Annotated in this window: 20 protein-coding genes; 11 read left to right on the top strand and 9 right to left on the bottom strand. The window is 72.5% G+C overall.

The annotated features are described in order from the left end of the window. The first annotated feature begins 16 nt into the window (after positions 1-16). The 4 genes from N6H00_RS09085 (at position 17) to mshC (ending at position 3,667) form a co-directional block, all read left to right on the top strand. Positions 17-712, top strand: coding sequence for a histidine phosphatase family protein (locus N6H00_RS09085; RefSeq protein WP_268971076.1), 696 nt, complete (start codon positions 17-19; stop codon positions 710-712). Between the two features lie 123 nt (positions 713-835). After that, positions 836-1,426, top strand: a complete 591-nt coding sequence (locus tag N6H00_RS09080) for a DUF3090 domain-containing protein (RefSeq protein ID WP_268971075.1) — start codon at positions 836-838, stop codon at positions 1,424-1,426. Beyond that, positions 1,390-2,274 carry an SCO1664 family protein gene (locus N6H00_RS09075; RefSeq protein ID WP_268971074.1) on the top strand — a complete coding sequence of 295 codons (885 nt, stop codon included), beginning with the start codon at positions 1,390-1,392 and terminating at the stop codon, positions 2,272-2,274. Before N6H00_RS09080 ends, N6H00_RS09075 begins: the two co-directional genes overlap by 37 nt. A gap of 163 nt (positions 2,275-2,437) precedes the next feature. After that, positions 2,438-3,667, top strand: coding sequence for a cysteine--1-D-myo-inosityl 2-amino-2-deoxy-alpha-D-glucopyranoside ligase (gene mshC, locus N6H00_RS09070; protein ID WP_268971073.1), 1,230 nt, complete (start codon positions 2,438-2,440; stop codon positions 3,665-3,667). 170 nt (positions 3,668-3,837) lie between these two features. Here mshC and N6H00_RS09065 read toward each other — a convergent pair whose 3' ends face one another. After that, a complete protein-coding gene (locus tag N6H00_RS09065) occupies positions 3,838-5,004 on the bottom strand; it encodes a PAC2 family protein (protein ID WP_268971072.1) in 1,167 nt (388 codons plus the stop codon). A gap of 259 nt (positions 5,005-5,263) precedes the next feature. Here N6H00_RS09065 and N6H00_RS09060 point away from each other — a divergent pair, with 259 nt between their 5' ends. From N6H00_RS09060 to N6H00_RS09030, 7 genes are all read left to right on the top strand, one after another. Then, the gene (locus tag N6H00_RS09060; protein WP_268976885.1) at positions 5,264-6,712 is read left to right on the top strand and encodes an enolase C-terminal domain-like protein; all 1,449 of its coding nucleotides are present in this window, start codon (positions 5,264-5,266) and stop codon (positions 6,710-6,712) included. After that, complete coding sequence (locus N6H00_RS09055) at positions 6,709-7,485, top strand: SDR family NAD(P)-dependent oxidoreductase (RefSeq protein ID WP_268971071.1); 777 nt, start codon at positions 6,709-6,711, stop codon at positions 7,483-7,485. Before N6H00_RS09060 ends, N6H00_RS09055 begins: the two co-directional genes overlap by 4 nt. Before the next feature lie 90 nt (positions 7,486-7,575). Beyond that, positions 7,576-8,610 carry a sugar ABC transporter substrate-binding protein gene (locus N6H00_RS09050; RefSeq protein WP_268971070.1) on the top strand — a complete coding sequence of 345 codons (1,035 nt, stop codon included), beginning with the start codon at positions 7,576-7,578 and terminating at the stop codon, positions 8,608-8,610. A 2-nt stretch (positions 8,611-8,612) separates the two neighbouring features. Next, positions 8,613-10,253 carry a sugar ABC transporter ATP-binding protein gene (locus N6H00_RS09045; protein ID WP_268971069.1) on the top strand — a complete coding sequence of 547 codons (1,641 nt, stop codon included), beginning with the start codon at positions 8,613-8,615 and terminating at the stop codon, positions 10,251-10,253. Continuing rightward, complete coding sequence (locus N6H00_RS09040; RefSeq protein WP_268971068.1) at positions 10,250-11,287, top strand: ABC transporter permease; 1,038 nt, start codon at positions 10,250-10,252, stop codon at positions 11,285-11,287. Before N6H00_RS09045 ends, N6H00_RS09040 begins: the two co-directional genes overlap by 4 nt. A 20-nt stretch (positions 11,288-11,307) precedes the next feature. Then, positions 11,308-12,324 carry an aldo/keto reductase gene (locus N6H00_RS09035; RefSeq protein ID WP_268971067.1) on the top strand — a complete coding sequence of 339 codons (1,017 nt, stop codon included), beginning with the start codon at positions 11,308-11,310 and terminating at the stop codon, positions 12,322-12,324. A gap of 26 nt (positions 12,325-12,350) precedes the next feature. Further along, positions 12,351-13,202: an amidohydrolase family protein gene (locus tag N6H00_RS09030; RefSeq protein ID WP_268971066.1), complete on the top strand. Its 852-nt coding sequence runs from the start codon at positions 12,351-12,353 to the stop codon at positions 13,200-13,202. 52 nt (positions 13,203-13,254) lie between these two features. On the opposite strand, the gene N6H00_RS09025 is transcribed toward N6H00_RS09030, so the two are convergent. From N6H00_RS09025 to N6H00_RS08990, 8 genes are all read right to left on the bottom strand, one after another. Beyond that, entirely contained in the window at positions 13,255-13,926 is a 672-nt protein-coding gene (locus tag N6H00_RS09025) for a FadR/GntR family transcriptional regulator (protein WP_268971065.1), read from the bottom strand. 115 nt (positions 13,927-14,041) lie between these two features. Continuing rightward, a complete protein-coding gene (locus N6H00_RS09020; protein WP_268971064.1) occupies positions 14,042-14,512 on the bottom strand; it encodes a hypothetical protein in 471 nt (156 codons plus the stop codon). A 209-nt stretch (positions 14,513-14,721) separates the two neighbouring features. Next, positions 14,722-15,780, bottom strand: coding sequence for an LLM class flavin-dependent oxidoreductase (locus N6H00_RS09015; RefSeq protein WP_268971063.1), 1,059 nt, complete (start codon positions 15,778-15,780; stop codon positions 14,722-14,724). 98 nt (positions 15,781-15,878) lie between these two features. Further along, positions 15,879-17,075: an LLM class flavin-dependent oxidoreductase gene (locus N6H00_RS09010; RefSeq protein ID WP_268971062.1), complete on the bottom strand. Its 1,197-nt coding sequence runs from the start codon at positions 17,073-17,075 to the stop codon at positions 15,879-15,881. Between the two features lie 32 nt (positions 17,076-17,107). Next, positions 17,108-18,757, bottom strand: a complete 1,650-nt coding sequence (locus tag N6H00_RS09005; protein ID WP_268971061.1) for a dipeptide ABC transporter ATP-binding protein — start codon at positions 18,755-18,757, stop codon at positions 17,108-17,110. Then, on the bottom strand, positions 18,754-19,587 hold the full coding sequence (locus N6H00_RS09000) for an ABC transporter permease (RefSeq protein WP_268971060.1): 834 nt from the start codon (positions 19,585-19,587) through the stop codon (positions 18,754-18,756). The genes N6H00_RS09005 and N6H00_RS09000 overlap by 4 nt, the downstream gene beginning before the upstream one ends. Next, on the bottom strand, positions 19,584-20,540 hold the full coding sequence (locus tag N6H00_RS08995; RefSeq protein ID WP_268971059.1) for an ABC transporter permease: 957 nt from the start codon (positions 20,538-20,540) through the stop codon (positions 19,584-19,586). The genes N6H00_RS09000 and N6H00_RS08995 overlap by 4 nt, the downstream gene beginning before the upstream one ends. 41 nt (positions 20,541-20,581) lie before the next feature. After that, on the bottom strand, positions 20,582-22,159 hold the full coding sequence (locus tag N6H00_RS08990; protein ID WP_268971058.1) for an ABC transporter substrate-binding protein: 1,578 nt from the start codon (positions 22,157-22,159) through the stop codon (positions 20,582-20,584). Positions 22,160-22,190 lie beyond the last annotated feature (31 nt).

Below are 22,190 nucleotides of genomic sequence, written 5' to 3'. Positions count from 1 at the left end.
TCGTAGGGTGGCAGGCATGCCCATGCTGATCCTCGTCCGGCACGGCCGGTCCACCGCCAATACCGCGGGCGTCCTCGCGGGCTGGACACCCGGTGTCGCCCTCGACGAGCGCGGTGCGGCCCAGGCCGCGGCGCTGCCGGGCCGGCTGGCCCAGCTGCCCCTCGCCGCCGCCGTCACCAGCCCGCTCCAGCGCTGCCAGGAGACCCTGGCCCCGCTGCTCGCCGCCCGCCCCGAACTGCCGCTGCACACCGAGGACCGGATCGGGGAGTGCCACTACGGCGACTGGTCCGGCCGCAAGCTCGCCGAGCTGGCCGATGAACCGCTGATGAACGTCGTCCAGCAGCATCCGTCCGCCGCCGCCTTCCCCGGCGGCGAGTCCATGCGCGCCATGCACGCGCGCGCGGTCGAGGCGGTGCGCGAGTGGAACGCCCGGATCGAGCGGGAGCACGGCGCCGACGCGGTCTATCTGATGTGCTCCCACGGGGACCTCATCAAGGCGCTGGTCGCCGACGCCCTCGGACTGCATCTCGATCTCTTCCAGCGGATCTCGGTCGAGCCCTGCTCGGTCACCGCGATCCGCTACACCCCGACCCGGCCCTTCCTCGTCCGGCTCGGGGACACCGGCGACTTCGCCGGACTGGTGCCGCGCGAGGAGACCCCCGCGGACCGCGGCGGGGACGCGGCGGTCGGCGGCGACGCGGGAGCACCGTGATCTCCGTGCGCAGTAGGGTGGTGCCGCGGTGCGAGCGCGCCGTGACAGCCGTGACCGGGCGGTCGTGACACCCAGCGGTCAGCAGTCAGTCAGCCGAGCAGTCGAACCAAATGGAGCAGGACGTTGTCCCGTCAGGTGTTCCTCTATGACCCGCCGGACCGTTTCGTCGCCGGTACGGTCGGGCTGCCTGGTCGTCGTACCTTTTTCCTCCAGGCGTCCGCCGGTGGCCGGACCACCAGCGTCGCGCTGGAGAAGACGCAGGTCGCCGCGTTGGCCGAGCGGATAGACGAGCTGCTGGACGAAGTGGTGCGGCGCACCGGCGGAAACGCCCCGGTCCCCGCCGTCGCACCGGCCGAACTCACCGACACCGCACCGCTGGAAGTCCCCGTCGAGGAGGAGTTCCGGGTCGGCACCATGGCACTCGCCTGGGACGGCGAGGAACAGCGCATGATCGTCGAGGCACAGGCGCTGGTCGAGCTGGAGGCCGAGTCCGAGGAGGACCTGGCCGAGGCCGAGGAGCGGCTGCTCCAAGACGATGTGAACGGCCCGCCCATGCTGCGGGTACGGCTCACCGGGACGCAGGCGCGCGCCTTCGCCAAGCGCGCCCTGGAGGTCGTCAACGCCGGCCGCCCGCCCTGCCCGCTGTGCAGTCTGCCGCTCGACCCGGAGGGACACGTATGTCCGCGCCAGAACGGATACCGCCGCGGAGCCTGACGCCGCCGTCCCCGTCCGAGCTGCTGGCTCTCGGTGAGCTGACGGTGCGCGGCCGGGTCCGGGAGGCGTCCAACGCGGTGCTGTACTGCACGGTCGAGTACGAGGGCCACAGCGCCCCCTGCGTCTACAAGCCGGTGGCCGGGGAGCGGCCGCTGTGGGACTTCCCGGACGGCACGCTCGCCCAGCGCGAGGTCGCGGCGTACGAGATCTCCGAGGCCACCGGCTGGGGGCTGGTCCCGCCCACCGTGCTGCGCGACGGGCCGTACGGCCAGGGGATGTGCCAGCTCTGGATAGAGGTCGAGGCGGCCTCGGCCTCCGACGGGGCAGAGGCCGACGGGGCCCACGGGTCCGGGGAGACCCGGGGTACCGAGCTGCTCGCGCTCGTCGAGGGCGACGATCCGGGGCCCGGCTGGAAGGCGGTGGGCTACGCCGAGGTGGGCGAGGGCCGCACCGCGCTGCTGGTGCACGCCGACGACGTACGGCTGCGCCGGCTGGCCGTGCTCGACGCGGTGATCAACAACGGCGACCGCAAGGGCGGCCATCTGCTGCCCGCGGCCGGCGGCCGGCTCTATGCGATTGATCACGGTGTCACCTTCAACGCGGACGACAAGCTGCGCACCCTGCTGTGGGGCTGGGCCGGGGAGCCGCTGCCGGACGACGTGCTCGAGGTGCTGGGCCGGCTGGCGGACCGGCTGGCCGACGGCGGCCCGCTCGGCGCCCGGCTGGCGGAGCTGATCACCGGGGCCGAGATCGAGGCGCTGCGGGCCCGTGTGGCCACTTTGCTGCGGACCCGGAAGCACCCCGAGCCCAGCGGTCAGTGGCCTGCGATCCCCTGGCCGCCGGTCTGAGCGGACCGCCCCGCTCCGGGGTCCGGAGCGTCCCTGTGGGGACGCCGTCGTCCCCGGATCAAGGAGCGCAAGCAGCTCACGGGCGTCTGCGCAAGACCGCCTATCCGGCCAACACGGCTGGTCCGGTTCGTATACGGACGCTGCATCCGGTTACGCTCATTGCATGTATGCCTGGCCCGCTTCTGAGGTTCCCGCCCTGCCCGGCAGTGGCCGCGACCTGAGCATTCACGACACCGCGACCGGGGGACGGATCACCCTGACCCCCGGCCCCGTCGCGCGCATCTACGTCTGCGGGATCACCCCGTACGACGCGACCCACATGGGTCATGCGGCGACCTACAACGCGTTCGACCTCGTTCAGCGCGTATGGCTCGACACCAAGCGCCAGGTGCACTACGTCCAGAACGTCACCGATGTCGACGATCCCTTGCTGGAGCGGGCCCAGCAGAACGGCGACGACTGGACGGCCCTCGCCGAGCGCGAGACCGCCCTCTTCCGCGAGGACATGACGGCCCTGCGGATGCTGCCCCCGCGCCACTACATCGGCGCCGTCGAGGCGATACCCGGGATCGTGCCGCTCGTGGAGCGGCTGCGCGACCTGGGCGCCGCCTATGAGCTCGAAGGCGACATCTACTTCTCCGTGGAGTCCGACCCCTCCTTCGGCTCGGTCAGCCGGCTCGACGCCGAGGCCATGCGGCTGCTGTCCGCCGAGCGCGGCGGCGACCCCGAGCGCCCCGGCAAGAAGAACCCCCTCGACCCGATGCTGTGGATGGCCGCCCGCGACGGCGAGCCGAGTTGGGACGGCGGATCGCTCGGCTCCGGCCGCCCCGGCTGGCACATCGAATGCGTGGCCATCGCCCTGGACCACCTCGGCATGGGCTTCGACGTGCAGGGCGGCGGATCGGATCTGGCCTTCCCGCACCATGAGATGGGCGCCTCGCACGCTCAGGTCCTCACCGGAGAGCGGCCGTTCGCCAAGACCTATGTGCACGCCGGGATGGTGGCCCTGGACGGCGAGAAGATGTCCAAGTCCAAGGGCAACCTGGTCTTCGTCTCGGCGCTGCGCCGCGATGGGGTGGACCCGGCGGCCATCCGGCTCGCGCTGCTGGCCCACCACTACCGCGCGGACTGGGAGTGGACGGACGGGGTGCTGCGGGAGGCCGAGGAGCGCCTCGGCCGCTGGCGCGCCGCCGTCTCGCGGCCGGACGGGCCCTCGGCCGACGTGCTGCTGGAGGAGATCCGCGAGGCGCTCGCGGACGACCTGAACTCACCCGCCGCCCTGGCCGCCGTCGACCGCTGGGCCGCCGCGCAGACGTCGGCCGGCGGTACGGACGAGGGGGCGCCCGGACTGGTCTCGCGCGCCGTGGACGCGCTGCTGGGCGTGGCCCTCTGACGCGGCGTCGCGGCCGCGTCGCCGGCACACCGCGACCGTAAGAACAAGAGCCCGCGCCGGGATCGTCCCGGCGCGGGCTCAGCGCTGTTCCAGGTGTGCCGCGCGGTGTGCCGTGCCGCCCGTCGTATGCCGTACGGCGCGTCGTATGCCGTACGGCGGCGGGGCCGTGGCTACTGGCCGGAGTCGGACCCCTGGTCCCCCTGGCCGCTCTGGTCCCCTTCGTCCCCCTGGTCGCCGTGCGAGTCGTCCCGGTCCTCGGTGTCCTGGGCGTTGTCGTCCGGCTCCTTGGCGTCGGCCCCGGTGCCGTCCGTGTCCTCGGCGTCGCCCTTGTCCGCCTCGTCGTCCTTGGCGGACGGCTTGCGCGGCCGGCCCTGGCCGCCGGCGGGGTCGCGTAGGTACGGGGTGCCCGAGCCGGTGCCAGGACCCGCCGTGCCGCCCTCCCGGCCGTCCGCGAGACCGCCGGTCTCGGTCGCGTGGCCGCCGGGGCCGGGCTGGCCGTCGCGCCGCCGCAGATAGCGCTCGAACTCGCGGGCGATGGCCTCGCCCGACGCCTCCGGCAGCTCGGCGGTGTCCCGCGCCTCCTCCAGCGACTGGACGTACTCGGCGACCTCGCTGTCCTCGGCGGCCAGCTGGTCCACGCCGAGCTGCCAGGCCCGTGAGTCCTCGGTCAGCTCACCGAGCGGGATGCGCACCGCGATGAGGTCCTCGAGGCGGTTGAGCAGCGCCAGGGTGGCCTTCGGGTTCGGCGGCTGCGAGACGTAGTGCGGCACGGCCGCCCACAGGCTCACCGCCGGAACGCCCGCGTGGGTGCAAGCCTCCTGGAGGATTCCGACGATCCCGGTCGGGCCCTCGTAGCGGGTCTCCTCCAGGTCGAGGCTGCGGGCCAGGTCCGGATCGGAGGTGACGCCGCTGACCGGCACCGGCCGGGTGTGCGGGGTGTCGCCGAGCAGTGCGCCGAGGATGACGATCATCTCCACGCCCAACTCATGGGCGTAGCCGAGGATCTCGTTGCAGAACGACCGCCAGCGCATGCTCGGCTCGATACCGCGCACCAGCACCAGGTCCCGGGACTTCTCCCCGGTGTCCGCCCGGACCACCGAGAGCCGGGTCGTCGGCCAGGTGATCTTGCGCACCCCGCCGTCCAGCGCCACGGTGGGCCGGTTCACCTGGAAGTCGTAGTAGTCCTCGGCGTCGAGCGAGGCGAAGACCTCGCCCTTCCACTCCCGGTCCAGGTGCCCGACCGCGGTGGAGGCGGCGTCTCCGGCGTCGTTCCAGCCCTCGAAGGCACAGATCATGACCGGGTCGATCAGCTCGGGAACCCCCTCAAGCTCGATCACCCAGCGCCTCCTTCCGGCCGGGGCGGACCGATCAATTCCGCCTCCAGCTGCAGTTCCCATTGCGTGCCACCCAAGCCTACGGCTTTCCGGGTCTCCGGCCGCAGCCCCCGCACCAGAGCGTTCCTCCATTCATCCGATCTGTCCTTCGAAATGTCCGCCACACCCCTGGACGAAACCGTTAGGGCGGCGCTATACATCGGATCACCGCGAAAGGTCCGATCTTCTCTCGCGCGCATCGTTTAGGGAGTTCCCGTTGAGTCTGCGTCCGTCCGTCACCGAGCTCGAGGTCCACGACATCCGATTTCCCACCTCGGAGCAGCTCGACGGCTCGGACGCCATGAACCCGGACCCCGACTACTCCGCCGCCTATGTCGTGCTGCGCACGGACGCCGAGGAGGGCACGGCGTCCGAGGAGACGGCGTTCGGTGGGACGGCGTCCGGCGGGACGGCGTGCGAGGGGTACGGCTTCGTCTTCACCATCGGCCGCGGCAACGATGTCACCGCGGCCGCCATCCGCTCCCTGCGCTCCCATGTGGTGGGCCGCCCCGTGCCGTTGACCGCCGCCGACCTCGCCGCCCTGCACCGTGAGCTGACCCATGACTCGCAGCTGCGCTGGCTCGGACCGGAGAAGGGCGTCATGCATATGGCGGCCGGGGCGGTGGTCAACGCCGCCTGGGACCTCGCCGCCCGGCACGCCGCCAAGCCCCTGTGGCGGTTCCTCGCCGAGATGTCGCCCGAGGAGCTGGTGGAGCTGGTCGACTTCCGCTACCTCAGCGACGCGCTCTCCCGCGACGAGGCGCTCGCGATCCTGCGCGCCGCCGAGCCCGGCCGCGCCGAGCGGGCCGCGCGCCTGCGCGAGCGGGGCTACCCCGCCTACACCACCTCGCCCGGCTGGCTCGGCTACTCCGACGAGAAAATGGTCAAGCTGGCGCAGGAGGCCGTCGCCGACGGCTTCGGCCAGATCAAGCTCAAGGTCGGGGCCGATCTCGACGAGGACCTCAGGCGGCTGCGGCTCGCGCGCGAGGCGGTCGGTCCCGGTGTGCGTATCGCGGTGGACGCCAACCAGCGCTGGGACGTGGCGGAGGCGGTGCGCTGGATGAGCGCCCTGGCGCCGTACGACCCGCACTGGATCGAGGAGCCCACCAGCCCGGACGACGTCCTCGCGCACGCCGCCATCCGTGCCGGACAGCCGGTCAGGGTCGCCACCGGTGAACACGTCGCCAACCGCGTGGTCTTCAAACAGCTGCTCCAGGCCGGGGCGGTGGACTTCGTCCAGATCGACGCGGCGCGGGTCGCCGGGGTCAACGAGAACCTCGCGATCCTGCTGCTCGCCGCCAAGTACGGACGTCCGGTGTGCCCGCACGCGGGCGGCGTGGGGCTGTGCGAACTGGTCCAGCACCTGGCCATGTTCGACTTCGTGGCCGTCTCGGGCAGCTGGGACGACCGGGTCATCGAGTATGTCGACCACCTCCATGAGCACTTCGCCGACCCGGTGGTGATCGAGGCGGGCCGCTACCGCGCACCGACCGCGCCGGGCTTCTCCGCTCGTATGTACCCCGAGTCGATCGCCGCCTACCGCTATCCGGACGGGCCCGAATGGCGGACCCGCCTCGCCCGGCAGCCCGCACAGGGACCGCCCGCACCCGATCCGTCCGCGCACGAACCGTCCGCGCACGAACCGTCCGTACGACAGGAGGACCACCAGTGACCACCGGGGACTTCGAAGGGCTGGCCGCGCTCGTCACCGGCGGCGCCTCCGGTATCGGCGCCGCCATCGCCGCCACGCTGCGCGACCGCGGCGCGCGGGTCGCCGTGCTCGACCGCGACCCGTCGGGCGCCCCGGACGGCACGCTGCCGCTCAAGGCCGATGTCACCTCCGACGAGGCGATCAGGGGCGCGGTGGACGCGGCGGTGGCCGAATTCGGCGCCCTGCACACGGTCGTCGGCAACGCGGGCGTCGGCGCGATCGGCACCGTCGAGGACAACTCCGACGAGGAGTGGCACCGGCTGCTGGACATCAACGTGCTGGGCCTGGTCCGCACCGCGCGCGCCGCGCTGCCGCATCTGCGCGCCGCCGCGGCCGACCGGCCCGGCGCCGTCTCCATCACCCACACCTGCTCGATCGCCGCCACCGCCGGACTGCCGCAGCGCGCCGCCTACAGCGCCAGCAAGGGCGCGGTGCTGTCACTCACCCTCGCCATGGCGGCGGACCACATCCGCGAGGGGATCCGCGTCAACTGCGTCAACCCCGGCACCGTGGACACCCCGTGGGTCTGCCGGCTGCTCGACCAGGCTCCCGATCCGGCGGCCGAGCGGGCCGCCCTGGAGGCCCGGCAGCCCACCGGACGGCTGGTCTCCGCCGACGAGGTGGCCGCCGCCGTCGCGTATCTCGCCGGCCCCGCCGCCGCGGCCGTCACCGGCACCGCGCTGGCCGTCGACGGAGGGATGCAGGGCCTGCGGCTGCGCCCCGCCTCCTCCTGAGACACCGCCTTCTCCAGTCCACCCCGCCGAACCGCCGAGGAGCAGCGCCACCCGGACGACTCGACCAGGAACGACCAAGGACGGGACTCGATGACGAGACTCCGCACCACCGGCACCGCCGCCTGCGCCGTGCTGCTGGCCGTCGCGGCGCTCACCGGCTGCAACCGTGAGAGCAACGGCGCCGGCGGCGGCAAGGTCGGCATCGACATGCCGCGGACGGACACCGACTTCTGGAACTCCTACCAGCAGTACCTGGAGAAGGGCATCGACAAGGGCACGGTCTCCGCGCTGCCCCTGTCCAACTCGCAGAACGACATCTCCAAACTGGTCGCCAACGTCCAGGCGTTGACCGACCAGGGCGCCAAGGCGGTCATCATGGCCCCCCAGGACACCGGGGCCGTCTCCGCCACCCTGGAACAGCTGGCGGAGAAGAAGATCCCCGTGGTGAGCGTGGACACCCGCCCCGACTCGGGCAAGGTCTACATGGTGGTGCGGGCCGACAACCGGGCGTACGGCACCAAGGCGTGCGAGTACCTCGGTGAGAAGCTGGGCGGCAAGGGCCGGGTCGCCGAGCTCCAGGGCGATCTCAGCTCCATCAACGGCCGGGACCGTTCGCAGGCGTTCGCCTCCTGCATGAAGAAGAAGTACCCCGGCATCACGGTGCATGAGCTGCCGACCGACTGGAAGGGCGATGTGGCCTCCGCCAAGCTGCAGAGCCTGCTGGCCCAGCACAAGGACGTGAACGGCATCTATATGCAGGCGGGCGGCGCCTTCCTCCAGCCCACCCTCGCGCTGCTGGAGCAGAAGAGGCTGCTGAAACCGGCCGGTTCGGCCAAGCACATCACGATCATCTCCAACGACGGGATCCCCGAGGAGCTGGACGCGATCCGCTCCGGGAAGATCGACGCCACCCTCTCCCAGCCCGCCGACCTCTACGCCCAGTGGGCCCTGAACTACGCGAAGGCGGCTCTGGACGGCAAGACGTTCACCCCGGGCCCCACCGATCACGGCTCCGAGATCGTCAAGATCGGGAACGGCCTGGAGGACCAGCTCCCGGCGCCGCTGGTCACCAAGGAGAACGTCGACGACACGAAGCTGTGGGCCAACCAGCTCGAGAAGAAGTGACCATGGCCGCGGTCGAGCAGCCCGCCGTGGTGCGGGCCCGGGGCATCGTCAAACGGTTCGGGCCCACCGTCGCCCTGGACCACGCCCGGCTGGCCGTACGGCCCGGGGAGGCCCATGCGCTCGTCGGGCGCAACGGGGCGGGCAAGTCCACCCTGGTGTCCGTCCTGACCGGCATGGAGCGCCCGGACGAGGGCGAGGTGACCTTCTCCGGCGAGCCCGCCCCGGGCTACGGCGACACCGCCGCCTGGCAGCGCCGGGTGGCCTGCGTCTACCAGAAGTCGATGGTGGTCCCGGAGCTGACGGTCGCCGAGAACCTGTACCTCAACCGGTTCCCGGGCACGGGACGCATCCGCTGGCACGCCCTGCGCGAGGACGCCCGTGCGCTGCTGGCCGAGTACGGCGTGGCGGTGGACCCCCGGGCGCGGGCGAAGGACCTCGGCGTCGAGCAGCGGCAGTTCGTGGAGATCGCCCGCGCCCTGTCCTTCGGCGCCCGGCTGATCATCCTCGACGAGCCCACCGCCCAGCTCGACGCGGGCGGTATCGAGCGGCTCTTCGCCAAGCTGCGCGAGCTGCGCCGCCAGGGGGTCGCCTTCCTGTTCATCTCGCACCACCTCCAGGAGGTCTACGAACTCTGCGACACCGTCACCGTCTTCCGCGACGCCCGGCACGTGCTGACCGCCCCGGTCGCCGAGCTGCCCAAGGAGGCGCTGGTGGCGGCGATGACCGGGGACGACGGCGCGGCGTCCGGGGGTGACTCCCGGGCGGCCGTCCGGGTTCGCGTCACCCGTAAGGACGCCGCCCCGGGCGGGGAGCCGGTGCTGCGCACCGAAGGGCTCGTCCGCAAGGGCGAGTTCGAGCCGCTGGACCTGGTGGTGCGCCCCGGCGAGGTGCTCGGTCTGGCCGGGGCCACGGCCAGCGGCAACACGGCGGTCGGCGAGACCCTGGTGGGGCTGCGCACACCGGCCGGCGGCCGGCTGTCGGTGCGTGGCCGGCCGGTGCGCCCCGGCAGCGTGCCGCACGCCGTCGACGCGGGCATCGGCTACGTCCCGGAGGACCGGCACGACCAGGGCCTGGTCCTGGGCCGCAGCGTCGCCGAGAACGCCACGCTGACCGTCACCGACCAGCTGGGGCCCTACGGCACCGTGCTGCCCTCCCGCACCCGCGCCTTCGCCCAGCGGATGATCACCTCCCTGGACATCAAGACCTCGGGCCCCTCACAGCCGGTTTCGGGTTTGTCCGGCGGAAATCAGCAGAAGGTCGTCATCGCGCGGGCGCTGGCCCGTGAGCCCAGCGTCCTGGTCGCGATCCGCCCGACCGCCGGGGTGGACGTGAGGTCCAAGGACGCGCTGCTCGGCGTCGTACGGGACGTGGCCGCGGCCGGGAGCGGCGCGGTCATCGTCTCCGACGAACTGGACGACCTGCGGATCTGCGACCGGGTCCTGGCGTTCTTCCACGGACGGGTAGTCGCGGAGTTCGGCGGCGGCTGGAGCGACCGTCAGCTGGTGGCCGCCATGGAGGGCATGACCGGACCCGGCACCACGGGCCCGGACGGCACGGCGGGAGACACAGGGGACGCAAGCGGCACAGGGGATGCAAGGGGCGCAGGGGACACGGGAGACCGCACGGAAGGAAGGCAGCCATGACCGATACGGCACGGCGGCGGACCGCCGAGGCGGTGGCCGACGACCCGGCGGGGCGGGGCCGGCCGCGGATCGACCTCGCGCGCTGGCGCGATCTGTCGCTGGTCCCCGTGATCTTCGTCCTCGGGGTGATCGGCTTCATCGTCTCACCCGCCTTCCTCACCCAGGACAACCTGATCGGCGTCGTCCAGCAGTCCACCGAGCTGGGGCTGCTGGTGCTGGGCGAGGCGCTGATCCTGATCAGCGGGCGGATGGACCTCTCGCTGGAGTCGACCATCGCCGTGGCGCCCGTGATCGCCTTATGGTTCGTGCTGCCCGAGCACGGGGCGCGGTTCGAGGGCCTGGGGCTGCTGCCGGTGTGGACCGCCATCCCGCTGTGTCTGTCGGTCGGGGCGCTGATCGGCGCGGCCAACGGCTTCCTGATCCTCAAGCTGCGGGTCAACGGCTTCATCGCGACCCTGGGCATGCTCACCATGCTGCGCGGACTCCAGGTCGGCGTCGCCGAGGGCCAGTCGATCGTCAACGTCCCCGCATCCTTCCGCTACCTCGGCAAGGCCGAATGGCTGGGCGTGCCCGCCGCCGTGTGGATCTGCCTGGGGCTGTACGCGGTCGGCGGCCTGGCGCTGGGCTATCTGCGGCACGGACGCGCGCTGTACGCGATCGGCGGCAACCCCGAGGCCGCGCGGGCGGCGGGCATCCGGGTGGACCGGATCACCTGGATCGTGCTCAGCGTCGGCGGCCTTCTCGCCGCCTTCGCGGGCGTCCTCTACACCGGCCACTACGGCTCGGTCGCGGCGACCCAGGGCAACGGCTGGATCTTCCAGGTGTTCGCCGCGGCGGTCATCGGCGGGATCAGCCTCAAGGGCGGTCGGGGCACGCTCTTCGGCGCGCTCACCGGTGTGCTGACTCTGCAACTGGTCGTCAATGTGATGACCCTCGGCGGGGTACCGCCGCTGTGGAACCAGTTCATCAATGGCTCGATCATCATCGTCGCCCTGATCATCTCCCGCTATGCCGGCGGCGAGAAGCAGGACTGAGCAACGGGCAGGAGGGAGCCATGGCGGTCGACGGCGGACGGGCCCCGAGCGGCCCGCGCGAACTGGGGCGCTCGGGAGTGCGGGTGCCACCCCTGGGCCTCGGCTGCGCGCCGCTGGCCAATCTCTACGAGGCGGTGCCGGAGGAGCGCGCCAGGGAGACCGTAAGGGCGGCATTCGACACCGGTCTCACCTATATGGACACCGCGCCGCACTACGGCGTCGGACTCTCCGAGGAACGGCTGGGACGGGTGCTGGCCGGGCGCGACCGCGCCGGGTACACGCTCTCCACCAAGGTGGGGCGGCGGCTGCGGCCCCGCTTCCTGGGAGAGCCCGGCCAGGCGGAGGGGTTCGCGGCCACCCCCGACCGGGTCCGGGAGTGGGACTTCACCCGGGACGGCATCCGGGCCACCCTGGAGTCCTCCCTGGAGCGGCTCGGGGTCGACGCGGTGGACATCGTCTACCTCCACGACCCGGAGAACCACATCCGTGAGGTCCATGAGACGGGTTTCGCGGCACTGGCCGAGCTGAAGGCGGAAGGGCTCGTCCGGGCCATCGGCTTCGGCATGAACCACAGCGATGTGCTCGCCCGGTTCGTCGCCGACTTCGACGTGGACGTCGTGCTGTGCGCGGGCCGCTGGACACTGCTGGAGCGCACCGCCTACGACGACCTGCTGCCGGTGTGCGAGCGGCGCGGCACCTCCGTGGTGGCCGGCGGGGTCTACAACTCCGGGCTGCTCGCCGACCCCGGCCCCGGGGCCCACTACGACTACCGGCGGGCGCCGGCCGAGCTCATCGAGCGGGCCCGGCGGCTGGCCTCGGTGTGCGCCGAGTTCGGCGTGGAGCTGCGGGCCGCAGCGCTGCGCTTCCCCTTCGGCCATCCCGCGGTGGCCGCGGCGCTGGTCGGCTGCGCATCCCCGGCCGAAGTCCGGGACAACGCCGAGCTGTTCACCCGCGACATCCCCGACGAACTGTGGCGGACCCTGGTGCGGCGCGGTCTGCTCGACGACGACATCCCGCTGCCGGTCCGGCCGGCCTGACCCGAAGGCGACCCGAAGGAGTGCCCGTGCCGCGCCGTATCGACGCCCACCACCATCTGTGGGACCTGACCCGCCGTGCACAGCCCTGGATGGACGGCCCGTGGGCCGACCCCATCCGCCGCACCTTCACCCCGGAGGACCTCGCCCCGCACCTGGACGCCCATGGGATCGGCGCCACCGTCGTCGTCCAGTCCAGCTCCTCCGTCGAGGAGACCCGGGAACTCCTCGCCCTGGCCGACGGCTGGGACCGTATCGCCGGCGTCGTCGGCTGGGCCGACCTCACCCACCCCGGGGTGGGCGAGGTGCTCGCCGAACTGGCCGCCGGGCCCGGCGGCGAGCACCTGGTGGGCGTGCGCCACCAGGTGCAGGACGAGCCGGACCGGCGGTGGCTGGCCCGCGACGACGTCCGCCGCGGGCTCGCCGCCGTGGCCGACGCGGGCCTGGTCTACGACCTGCTGATCACCCCGAGGGAACTTCCCGCGGCGATCGACGCCGTCCGCGAGCTGCCCCAGCTGGGCTTCGTCCTCGACCACGCCGCCAAACCGCCCGTGGCCGGCGGGGAGCGCGACCCCTGGGCCCGGCGGCTCGCCGTGCTCGCGGCCCTGCCGAACATCGACTGCAAACTGTCCGGACTGGTCACCGAGGCCGCCTGGGACGGCTGGCGGCCCGAGCAGGTGCTCCCGTACGCCTGGCACGTCCTGGACGTCTTCGGGCCGGGCCGGGTGCTGTTCGGCTCCGACTGGCCGGTGTGCACCCTGGCCGCGACCTACGACGAGGTGGTGTCCCTCGCGGAGCGCGCCACCCTCGGGCTCGGCGAGGACGAGCGGGCCGCCGTCCTCGGCGGCACCGCGGCCCGCTCCTACCGCCTCCGCCTGTAGGCCCGTAGGCCCAGGGGCCCCGAGGGCCTCTGACGCCCGTGCCCGGGAGCACTCACAGCGTGGCGCGCAGCCACTGCTCCACGCTCGCGATGTGCACCGTCGCCCAGGACCGCGCCGCCTCCGCGTCGCGGTCCCGCAGCGCGGCCAGGATCGCCCGGTGCTCGGTGAGGGTGCGGCTGACCGCGTCCTCCTGGGTCAGCCCGCGCCACACCCGGGCCCGGGTGGTGGGCCCGGAGAGCCCGTCGAGCAGTGAGCAGAGCACCGAGTTGCCCGAGCACTGGACGATGCCGCGGTGGAACTCCAGATCGCCGGCGACCAGCTCCTCCACGGACGGCGCCGGCCCGAGCGCGTCCAGTTGCGCCTGGAGCCGGTCCAGTTCGGCGTCGCTGATCCGGGTGCAGGCCAGCGCCGTGGCGGCGGGCTCCAGGATCCGCCGCACCGCCAGGAACTCCAGCACCGTGTCATCGCGGTGGAAGTCCACGACGAAGCTCAGCGCCTCCAGCAGCAGCTGGGGGTCGAGGCTGGTCACATAGGTGCCGTCGCCCTGCCGTACGTCCAGGATCCGGATCAGCGACAGCGCCCGCACGGCCTCGCGCAGCGAGTTGCGGGACAGTCCGAGCTCGGCGGCCAGCTCGCTCTCCTTGGGGAGCCGGTCGCCGGGGCGCAGCGCACCCGAGACGATCATGCCCTTGATTTTCTCGATCGCCTCGTCGGTGACCGCCATGGTGGACCTCCCCGGGAGTTAAACCTCCGATGTATCGGGCCCATTATGGCGCGCGCCATGACGTGACCGGACCGGCGGCGTCCGCCGGGGACGCCGCCGGTCGGCTGTGGGCGGCTCAGAAGGTGAACGGACCCGGCGACTGGGCCGAGGTGGCGGTGCAGTTCACCGTGATCAGGCCGAAGATCACCAGCTTCAGCGACGTGGCCTCCAGGACGTCGCCCGCGGCCACCGTGCCCTTGAGCGGGCCGGTGCTCACGGCGGAGCCGGCCGGGAGCGCCGGGCTGGAATTGCCGGTGAAGGTCGTGGTCCCGGAGCCGTTCTTCGACAGCGTCAGCGTCGAGCTCACCGAACCCGCCGCGACGTCGATCGGCGACGTGATCGCCGACGAGGACAGGGTGATGGTCGCGGACGTCCCGCTCTGCGTGGCCGTCAGCGTGGCCAGACCCGATCCGAAGGTCCCGCAATCGGCCGTCAGGGTGGCGGTCGTCGGGGTGACCGCGGTCGCGGTCGGGGCCAGCGCGAGCGCGCCGGCGGCCAGTGCTGCTGCTCCCATTGCCGTGCTGATCCCGAGCTTGATCCGTCTCATGGGACTGCCTTCCGGAGTGGGGGAAGTGCGGCTTGTGTGTGGGGGGTTCCTGACTGCCCGTCATCCACGGGCGATGTCATTGATGCGCGCACCGCCGAAGAAGGCAAGAGCGATTCAGCTGATTTTTAACGCGCGAGTAAGGTGGCGGCCCCCGGGAAGGGGCCCGCCAACTCGCCTCCGTGCGACGGACGTTGGGGGAGGGATGCGGCTCAGCTCCACAGGGTGCTGGGGGCCTCCCGACGCACCACCGGGGCGATCTCCTCGGCGAACCTCTGCAACGTCTCGATCTGCCGGGCCCGGCTCAGCCCGATGCCGTCGACCGTGATCGACTGAAGGTCGTGCCGGTAGACCTCGTGATAGGCGAGGATCTTGTCAATGATCTGCTGCGGGCTCCCGATGAGCTGCGGCCCGTTCTCGATCGCGTCCTCGATGGTGCGGAACGGGGTGTTGTAGCCCGGCTTGCCGGCCAGATGGGGCTTGAAGCTCTGCCGGACCCGCGCCTCGTAGTAGTCCTTGTACTGCGCGATCGCCTGCTGGGTGGTGTCGGCGATGAACAGCCCGCCGGACCCGGCCGCCACATACGCGGCCGCCGGGTCGTGCCCGTATGCCTCGAACCGCTCGCGGTAGTGGCGGATCAGCTCGGCGTACGCCGAGCGCGGCTGGATGGCGTTCGCCGTGAACAGCGGATCGCCGTGCCGGGCGGCCAGCTCGGTGGAGTTGCGGCTGGTGGCCGAGCCGTGCCAGATCCTGGGCAGCCCGTCGTAGGTGCGCGGCACGGTCGTCACCCCCTTCAGCGGCGGCCGGAACTCCCCCTCCCAGGTGACGTTCTCCTCGCTCCACAGCCGCCGCAGCAGCTGGTACTTCTCGGCCTGGAGATCCCACTGCCGGTCCTCGTCGAGGCCGAAGAGATCGAAGTGCCCGGCCTCCGCGCCCTTGCCCACCACCAGCTCGATCCGGCCCCGGGAGATCTGGTCCAGCGTCGCGTAGTCCTCGGCGACCCGCACCGGGTCCAGGATCGCCACCACGGTCACCCCGGTGAGCAGCTTGATCCGGGAGGTGCGGGCCGCGAGCGCGCCCAGCACCACCGTGGGGCTCGAGGACAGGAACGGCCCCGCGTGCCGCTCCCCGACGGCATACGCGTCGAAACCGAGCCGCTCGGCGGCCACCCCCGTCTCCAGGACGTCCTCGAACCGCTCGGCGGCCGGGGGCAGCTCACCGGTCAATGGATGCGGGGCATGGCTGATCAGGGACAGTACGGAGAACTTCATGGTGTCCTTCCAGCATCGGGCTGATCTGTCCGGATCTCTCCGGCGTCATCGGTCATCGGGGCGCGGGCGGCGCGGCGGAACACCCCGCCCGCGCCCGGTCACGCGCGCTTCGCCCAGGCCTCGGCCAGCAGTTCGTACGAGCGCACCCGGTCCTCGTGGCCATGCGTGATCGTGGTGATCAGCAGCTCATCCGCGCCCGTCGCCTCGCGCAGCGCCGCCAGGCGCTCCACCACCGTCTCCGGCGCCCCCACGAACTGGGTGTCGACCCGGTCGGCCACCAGCGCCCGGTCCTCGTCCGACCACCGGTGCCGGGCCGCCTCCTCGGGCGTCGGAAACGGAATCGCCCCCTCGGCGGTACGGATGGAGCGCACCCACAGCCCGTACCCGGAGGCCAGCCGGCGCGCGGTCGCGTCATCGGGGGCGACGACCACATCGGCCGAGACCAGCACCCGTGGTGCGGCCAGCGCGGGGGAGCGGCGGAACGCCTTGCGGTACGCCTCCACGGCCTCCACCACCGACCCCGGGCTGACGTGGTAGTTCGCGGCGAACGGCAGTCCGCGCGCGGCCGCCGTCTCCGCGCTCGTACCGCCGCTGCTGCCCAGGATCCACACCTCGACGTCGGCGCCCTCGCCGGGAACGGCATGCGCCTCCACCCCGTCCGCCGAGCGGTACTCGCCGGCCAGCAGGGCCAGGATGTCGTCGATCTGCTCGGCGTACTCGGGTGTGGTGGCGCCCGGCTGCCGCAGCAGTTCCTGGTGCAGCCGGAAGCGGGGCGAGGCCAGCAGCTTCGGGAAACCGGTGTACTTCGGCGGGAGGTAGAGCCCGCTGTCGGTGAAGGTGCCCTCGGCCCTCCCGGCCTCCTCGGCCCTCCCGGCCTCCTCGGCCCTCCCGGCCTCCTCGGCCCCGGTCTTCCCGGACCCCTCGGCCGGGGCAGCGGCCGCTGTGCGCGGGACGCCGCCCGAGCGGCCGAGCCCCAGGTCGATCCGGCCGGGGTGCAGTGCGTCGATCAGCCCGAACTGCTCGACCACCGACAGCGGGGTGTGATGGCCCAGCTGTACGGCGCCCGAGCCGACCCGGATGCGCTCAGTGGCCCCGGCGACCAGCGAAATGACCAGCGCGGGGGAGGTGCCCGCGACACCGGGGTTGAGATGGTGCTCGGCCAGCCAGTAGCGGCGGTAGCCGGCCGCCTCGGTGCGGCGCGCCAGATCCAGGGTGTTGCGCAGCGCCTCGGCGGCGGTGGAGCCGGAGCTGATGGGGACGAGATCAAGTACGGACAGCGGAACGTCGGAGGACATCGGGGCACGCCTCTCGTGGCTGAGGGAGGGAGTCAGGCGGATCGGGCCGGGGCCGCGTGGCGCCCGCCGGGGATCGCGGCGAGCAGTTCCTCGGTGTACGGGTGGGAGGGCGAGGCGAAGACCTCGTCGGCCGTGCCCGTCTCCAGCAGCCTGCCGCCGCGCATCACCCCGACCCGGTCGGCGATCTGCCGTACGACGGCGAGGTCATGGGAGATGAAGAGATAGCTCAGCCCCAGATCGCGCTGGAACTCCGCCAGCAGCTCCAGAATGCGCGCCTGCACCGACACGTCCAGCGCCGACACCGGCTCGTCGCAGATGACCAGATCGGGGCTGAGGGCCAGCGCACGGGCGATCGCGACCCGCTGCCGCTGACCGCCCGACAGCTCACCGGGCCTGCGCCGCAGGGTGGTCGCGGGCAGCGCCACCCGGTCCAGCAGCTCGGCCGCGCGCCGCAGCCGTGCCGCCCGGTCGCCGACCCGGAAGGCGCGCAGCGGCTCGGTGACGGCGTCGGCGACGGACCGGCGGGGGTCGAGCGAGGAGTACGGGTTCTGGTAGACCAGCTGAACGCGGCGCCGCAGCCGGCGCAGCGCCGCGCCGGACAGCGCGGTGATGTCCTGGCCGTCGAACCGGATCCGGCCCTCGGTGGGATCGGTCAGCCGCGCCACCATGCGGGCCGTGGTGGACTTGCCCGAACCGGACTCGCCGACGAGGGCGAAGCTCTCACCGCGCCGGATGCGGAAGTCCACGCCGTCCACGGCGCGGACCCGCGCCCGGCCGCGCGGGGCGAACTCCTTGACCAGCCCCTCGGCGACGACGAGATCGGCGCCCTCGGCGGCGGGCTCCCCGGCCGCCGCCTCGCGTACCCGCACCCGCACCGGCTCCGTCGCCACGCTCGGCGCGCTGGCCAGCAGCCGCCGGGTGTACGGATGCCGGGGCGCGGTCAGCACCTGGTGGGCCGGGCCGGACTCCACGATCTCGCCCTCCGACATGACCGCGATCCGCCGGGCCCGGTCGGCCGCGACCCCCAGATCGTGGGTGATCAGCAGTACGGCCGTGCCCGCCTGGCGGGTGAGCGTCTCGATGTGGTCCAGGATGCGCCGCTGCACGGTGACGTCCAGCGCGCTCGTCGGCTCGTCGGCGATCACCAGCCGGGGGCGGGCCGCCACCGCGATCGCGATGAGCACCCGCTGCCGCATGCCCCCGGACAGCTCGTGCGGATACTGCCGGGCCCGGATCTCCGGGTCCGGCAGTCCGGCCTGCCCCAGGATCGTCACGGCCTCGGCGGGGGCGGACGCCCGGTCCGCCAGGCCGTGGATCAGCAGCACCTCGGCGACCTGCCGCCCGATCCGCTGCACCGGGTTGAGCGAGACCATCGGGTCCTGCGGGATCAGTCCGATGTCCCGGCCGCGCCGCGCCCGCAGTTCCCGGTCCCCGGCCGCGGCCAGATCCGTGCCGTCGAAGAGGATCCGGCCGCCGTCCACCCGCCCGCCGGGCGGCAGCAGACCGATGACCGCGTGCGCGGTGGTGGACTTCCCCGAACCGGACTCGCCGACGAGGGCGACCACCTCACCGGGGGCGATGTCGAGGTCCACCCCGCGCACGGCGGGCGGGGCGCCGTCGCCGGCGCGGTAGGAGACCCTCAGGCCGCGGACGGACAGCAGGGGTGCGGTGTCGGTGGTCATCGGGAGAGCTCCTTGGCTTCGCCGTCCAGCGCCCGGGAGACCCGGCCGGCGGCCAGCACGGTGGCGGCGATGGTCAGGCCCGGCAGGGTGGTGAGCCACCACGCGGTGGCGAGGTAGTCGCGGCCGCCCGAGACCAGGGAGCCCCACTCCGGCGCCGGGGGCTCGGCCCCGTAGCCCAGGAAGCTGAGCGCGGAGACGGCGAGCACCACGGTGCCGAACTCCACGGCCGCGTAGACCAGTACGGGCCCCGAGGCGTTCGGCAGCACATGCCGCAGCAGTACCGACAGCGGGCCCGAACCCGAGGACCGCGCCGCCTCGACATAGGTGGCCTCGCGGACCCGCAGCACCTCCGCCCGCATGATCCGGGCGAAGCTCGCGACGCTGGTCACGCCCACCGCGACGGCCACCTTGACGGTGCCGAAGCCGAGCGCGGTCACCAGGGCGAGGGAGAGCAGCAGGCCGGGGATGGCGAGCAGCACATCGGCGATCCGCATCAGGACGTCGTCGAGCAGCCCGCCCACGTACCCGGCGAGCAGCCCGAGCGCCGAACCGACGACCAGGCCCACCGCCACGGCCAGCGAGGTGGCCTTGAGCGAGAGCGCCGAACCGTGCACCACCCGCGCGAACAGGTCGCGGCCCAACTGGTCGGTGCCGAAGGGGTGGTGGAGGCTGGGCGGCCGCAGCCGTTCGGCCGGCACCCCCGACAGCGGATCCCGCCCGGTGAACAGGCCGGGGAAGAAGGCCGTCAGGAGCACCAGGACGAGGACGGCCACCGCCACCACCAGACCGGGCCGGTGCAGCCAGAACCGCACCGCGGCGCGGCGGCTCATCGGGTCACCGCCGGGGCCGCGGCACCGGTGACGCGCGGATCGAGCAGCGGGACGACCAGGTCGACCGCCAGATTGGCGAGCACGAAGGCCAGGGCGCCGAAGACCACCAGACCCTGCACCACCGGGATGTCCTGGGCGGTCACGGCGGTGGCGGTGATCCGGCCGATACCGGTCCGGGAGAACACCGTCTCCACGATCACCGACCCCGCCAGCAGATTGCCGACCAGCACCCCGGCCACGGTCAGCGGCGGGATCGAGGCGTTGCGCAGCGCGTGCCCGAAGTGCACCCGCCGCCGGCTCGCCCCCTTGGCCAGCGCCGTCTCCACGTACGGCTCGGCCAGCGCGGTCCGCAGGCTCTTGGCGAAGACCTGCGCGATCACGGCGGAGGTGGGGATGGCCAGGGTGATGGCGGGCAGGACCAGGCTCTGTGGCCCCTCGTTGCCGATGGCGGGCAGCAGCCCCCAGCGGAACGACACCACCTGGACGAGGATCAGGCCCACCCAGAAGGTCGGCGCCGAGACGCCCAGCGCCGGCAGCGACAGCAGGGCCTGCCGCAGCCAGCGCCGCCGGGTGTAGGTGGCCGCCAGGGCGACGCCCGCCCCCAGCACCGTGGCCAGCAGCAGCGCGGCCGAGGTGAGCTGGAGCGTCGCGGGCAGCTGGTCGGCGATCAGCCGGGTGACCGGGTCACCGTTCTGCACGGAGATCCCGAAGTCGCCCCGCAGGGCGTGCCACAGCCGGTCTCCGTACTGCTCGATCAGCGGTTTGTCGAAACCGTAGGTCCGCTTGAGCTCGGCGATCTGCTCGGGACTCACATCGTTGGTGTCACCGCCCCCCGAAGCCATGATCGACACGGGGTCGCCGGGCAGTAGATACAGCACGACGAAGGAGGTGGTGAAGGCCGCCCACAGCACGAAGACCGCCTGGAGCAGCCGCTGCACAAGGTAGCGCGGCATGGGAGTTCGCTCTTTTCGCTCGCGTGGTTCCGGACAGCGCTTCAGGACAGCCAGGTGTCGTGGAACTGGAGCCGGGAGGACGCCTCGAAGTCCAGGTGGTGGACCTTGTCCGAGACCCCGATCACGGTGGTGAGCTCGAAGACCGGCACCTGGTAGCCCTTGTCCAGCACCAGGGCCTGGGCGCGGGCGGCGTGTTCGGCGCGCCGCGCGGGGTCGGCCGTGGCCGACTGCTCGTCGAGCACGGAGTCGAGGGCGGAGTCGTGCAGCCGGGAGAGGTTGAGGCCCTCGCTGGAGAAGGAGGTGCGCAGGATGTCGGGGTCGACGCGGGTGGTGTTGCCCCAGGCGTAGTCGTAGTCGCCCTTCTGCCGGACCTCGACGTAGTCCCCGATGGAATGGGACTTCAGCTTGATCTGCACGCCGATCTTCTTCAGCTGCTGCTGGATCAGCTCCAGCGCGGTCTGGTTGGGGCCGAAGTTGGTGGCCCACACCACCGTGAGGGAGAGCTTCTTGCCGTTCTTCACCCGGATGCCGCCGGGGCCGGGCTTCCAGCCCGCCTGCTCCAGCAGCTTCTTGGCCCGGTCCGGGGCGTAAGCCAGCCGGTCGCCGAGGTTCTTGTACGCGGTGGTGGTGGACGCCAGCGAGCTGGTGGCCGGCTTGTAGCGGGGGCTGAGGACGGTGTCGACCACCTCCTTGCGGTTCACGCCCAGCTGGATGGCCTGGCGGACCCTGGCGTCCCGGGTGAGCGGGCGGGCGGTGTTGGCCGTCAGGGCGAACGGCACTCCGGGGTTGGCGCGGCTGAGCAGGGTGAATCCGGTGCTCTTCAGCCCGGCCTCGTCCTGCGGCGCCACGCCGCCGATGGCGTCGGCCTGCCCGGACTGGAGGGAGCCGGTGCGCACCCCGGACTCGGGCACCACCTTGAAGGAGATCCGCTCCAGATAGGCCGGGCCCTTCTTGCGCCACAGCGACGAGCCCCAGGTGTAGCCCGAGCGGCGGCGCTCCTCGACCGACTTGTTCGGGGTGTAGTCGACGAGGGTGAAGGGACCGGAGCCGACGATGTGGTCGGTGCAGCGCTTCGCCGCCGGCAGCCGGGTCGTGGACCGGGCGAGCAGACCGAGTGTGAAGGTGGACGTGGCCTGGAGGAACTGCGCGTTGGGCTCCTTGAACCGCACCCGCGCGGTGTCCTCGTCGACCACGGTGGTGCCCTGGTACCCGGCCAGGTAGCTGGCGCCCAGCACCGACTTGGCGCCGAGCCGCACGATGCCGTCGAAGTTGTCCTTGACGGCGCGGGCGTCGACCGGGGTCCCGTCGCTGAAGGTGGCGCCGTGGCGGAGGTGGAAGGTGAAGGTGGTGGCGTCCTTGCTCACCTCCCAGCTCTTGGCCAGCCAGGGCACGATCTTCCCGGTCTTCGGGTCCTGGTCGGTGAGGGAGTCGACCAACTGCCGGGCGGGGTAGATCGCGTCGTTGTTGCCCTGCTGCTGCGGGTCGACGCAGATCGGGTCGGAGGCGAGGGCGAAGGTCAGATGGCCGCCGGAGTGCGGGGTGGAACTCCCCGTGCCGGACGCGCCGGAGGACGAGCAGGCGGTGGCGGCCAGGGACAGGGCGGTGACAAAAGTGAACACGGCATAACGACGGCGCGAGCCGAGCATGGGG

It is taken from the genome of Streptomyces sp. S465, assembly GCF_026898115.1.
GTDB lineage: Bacteria > Actinomycetota > Actinomycetes > Streptomycetales > Streptomycetaceae > Streptomyces > Streptomyces luomodiensis.
Note: the sequence above shows the minus strand (reverse complement) of the source record. Positions and strands in the feature narration are given on the sequence as shown.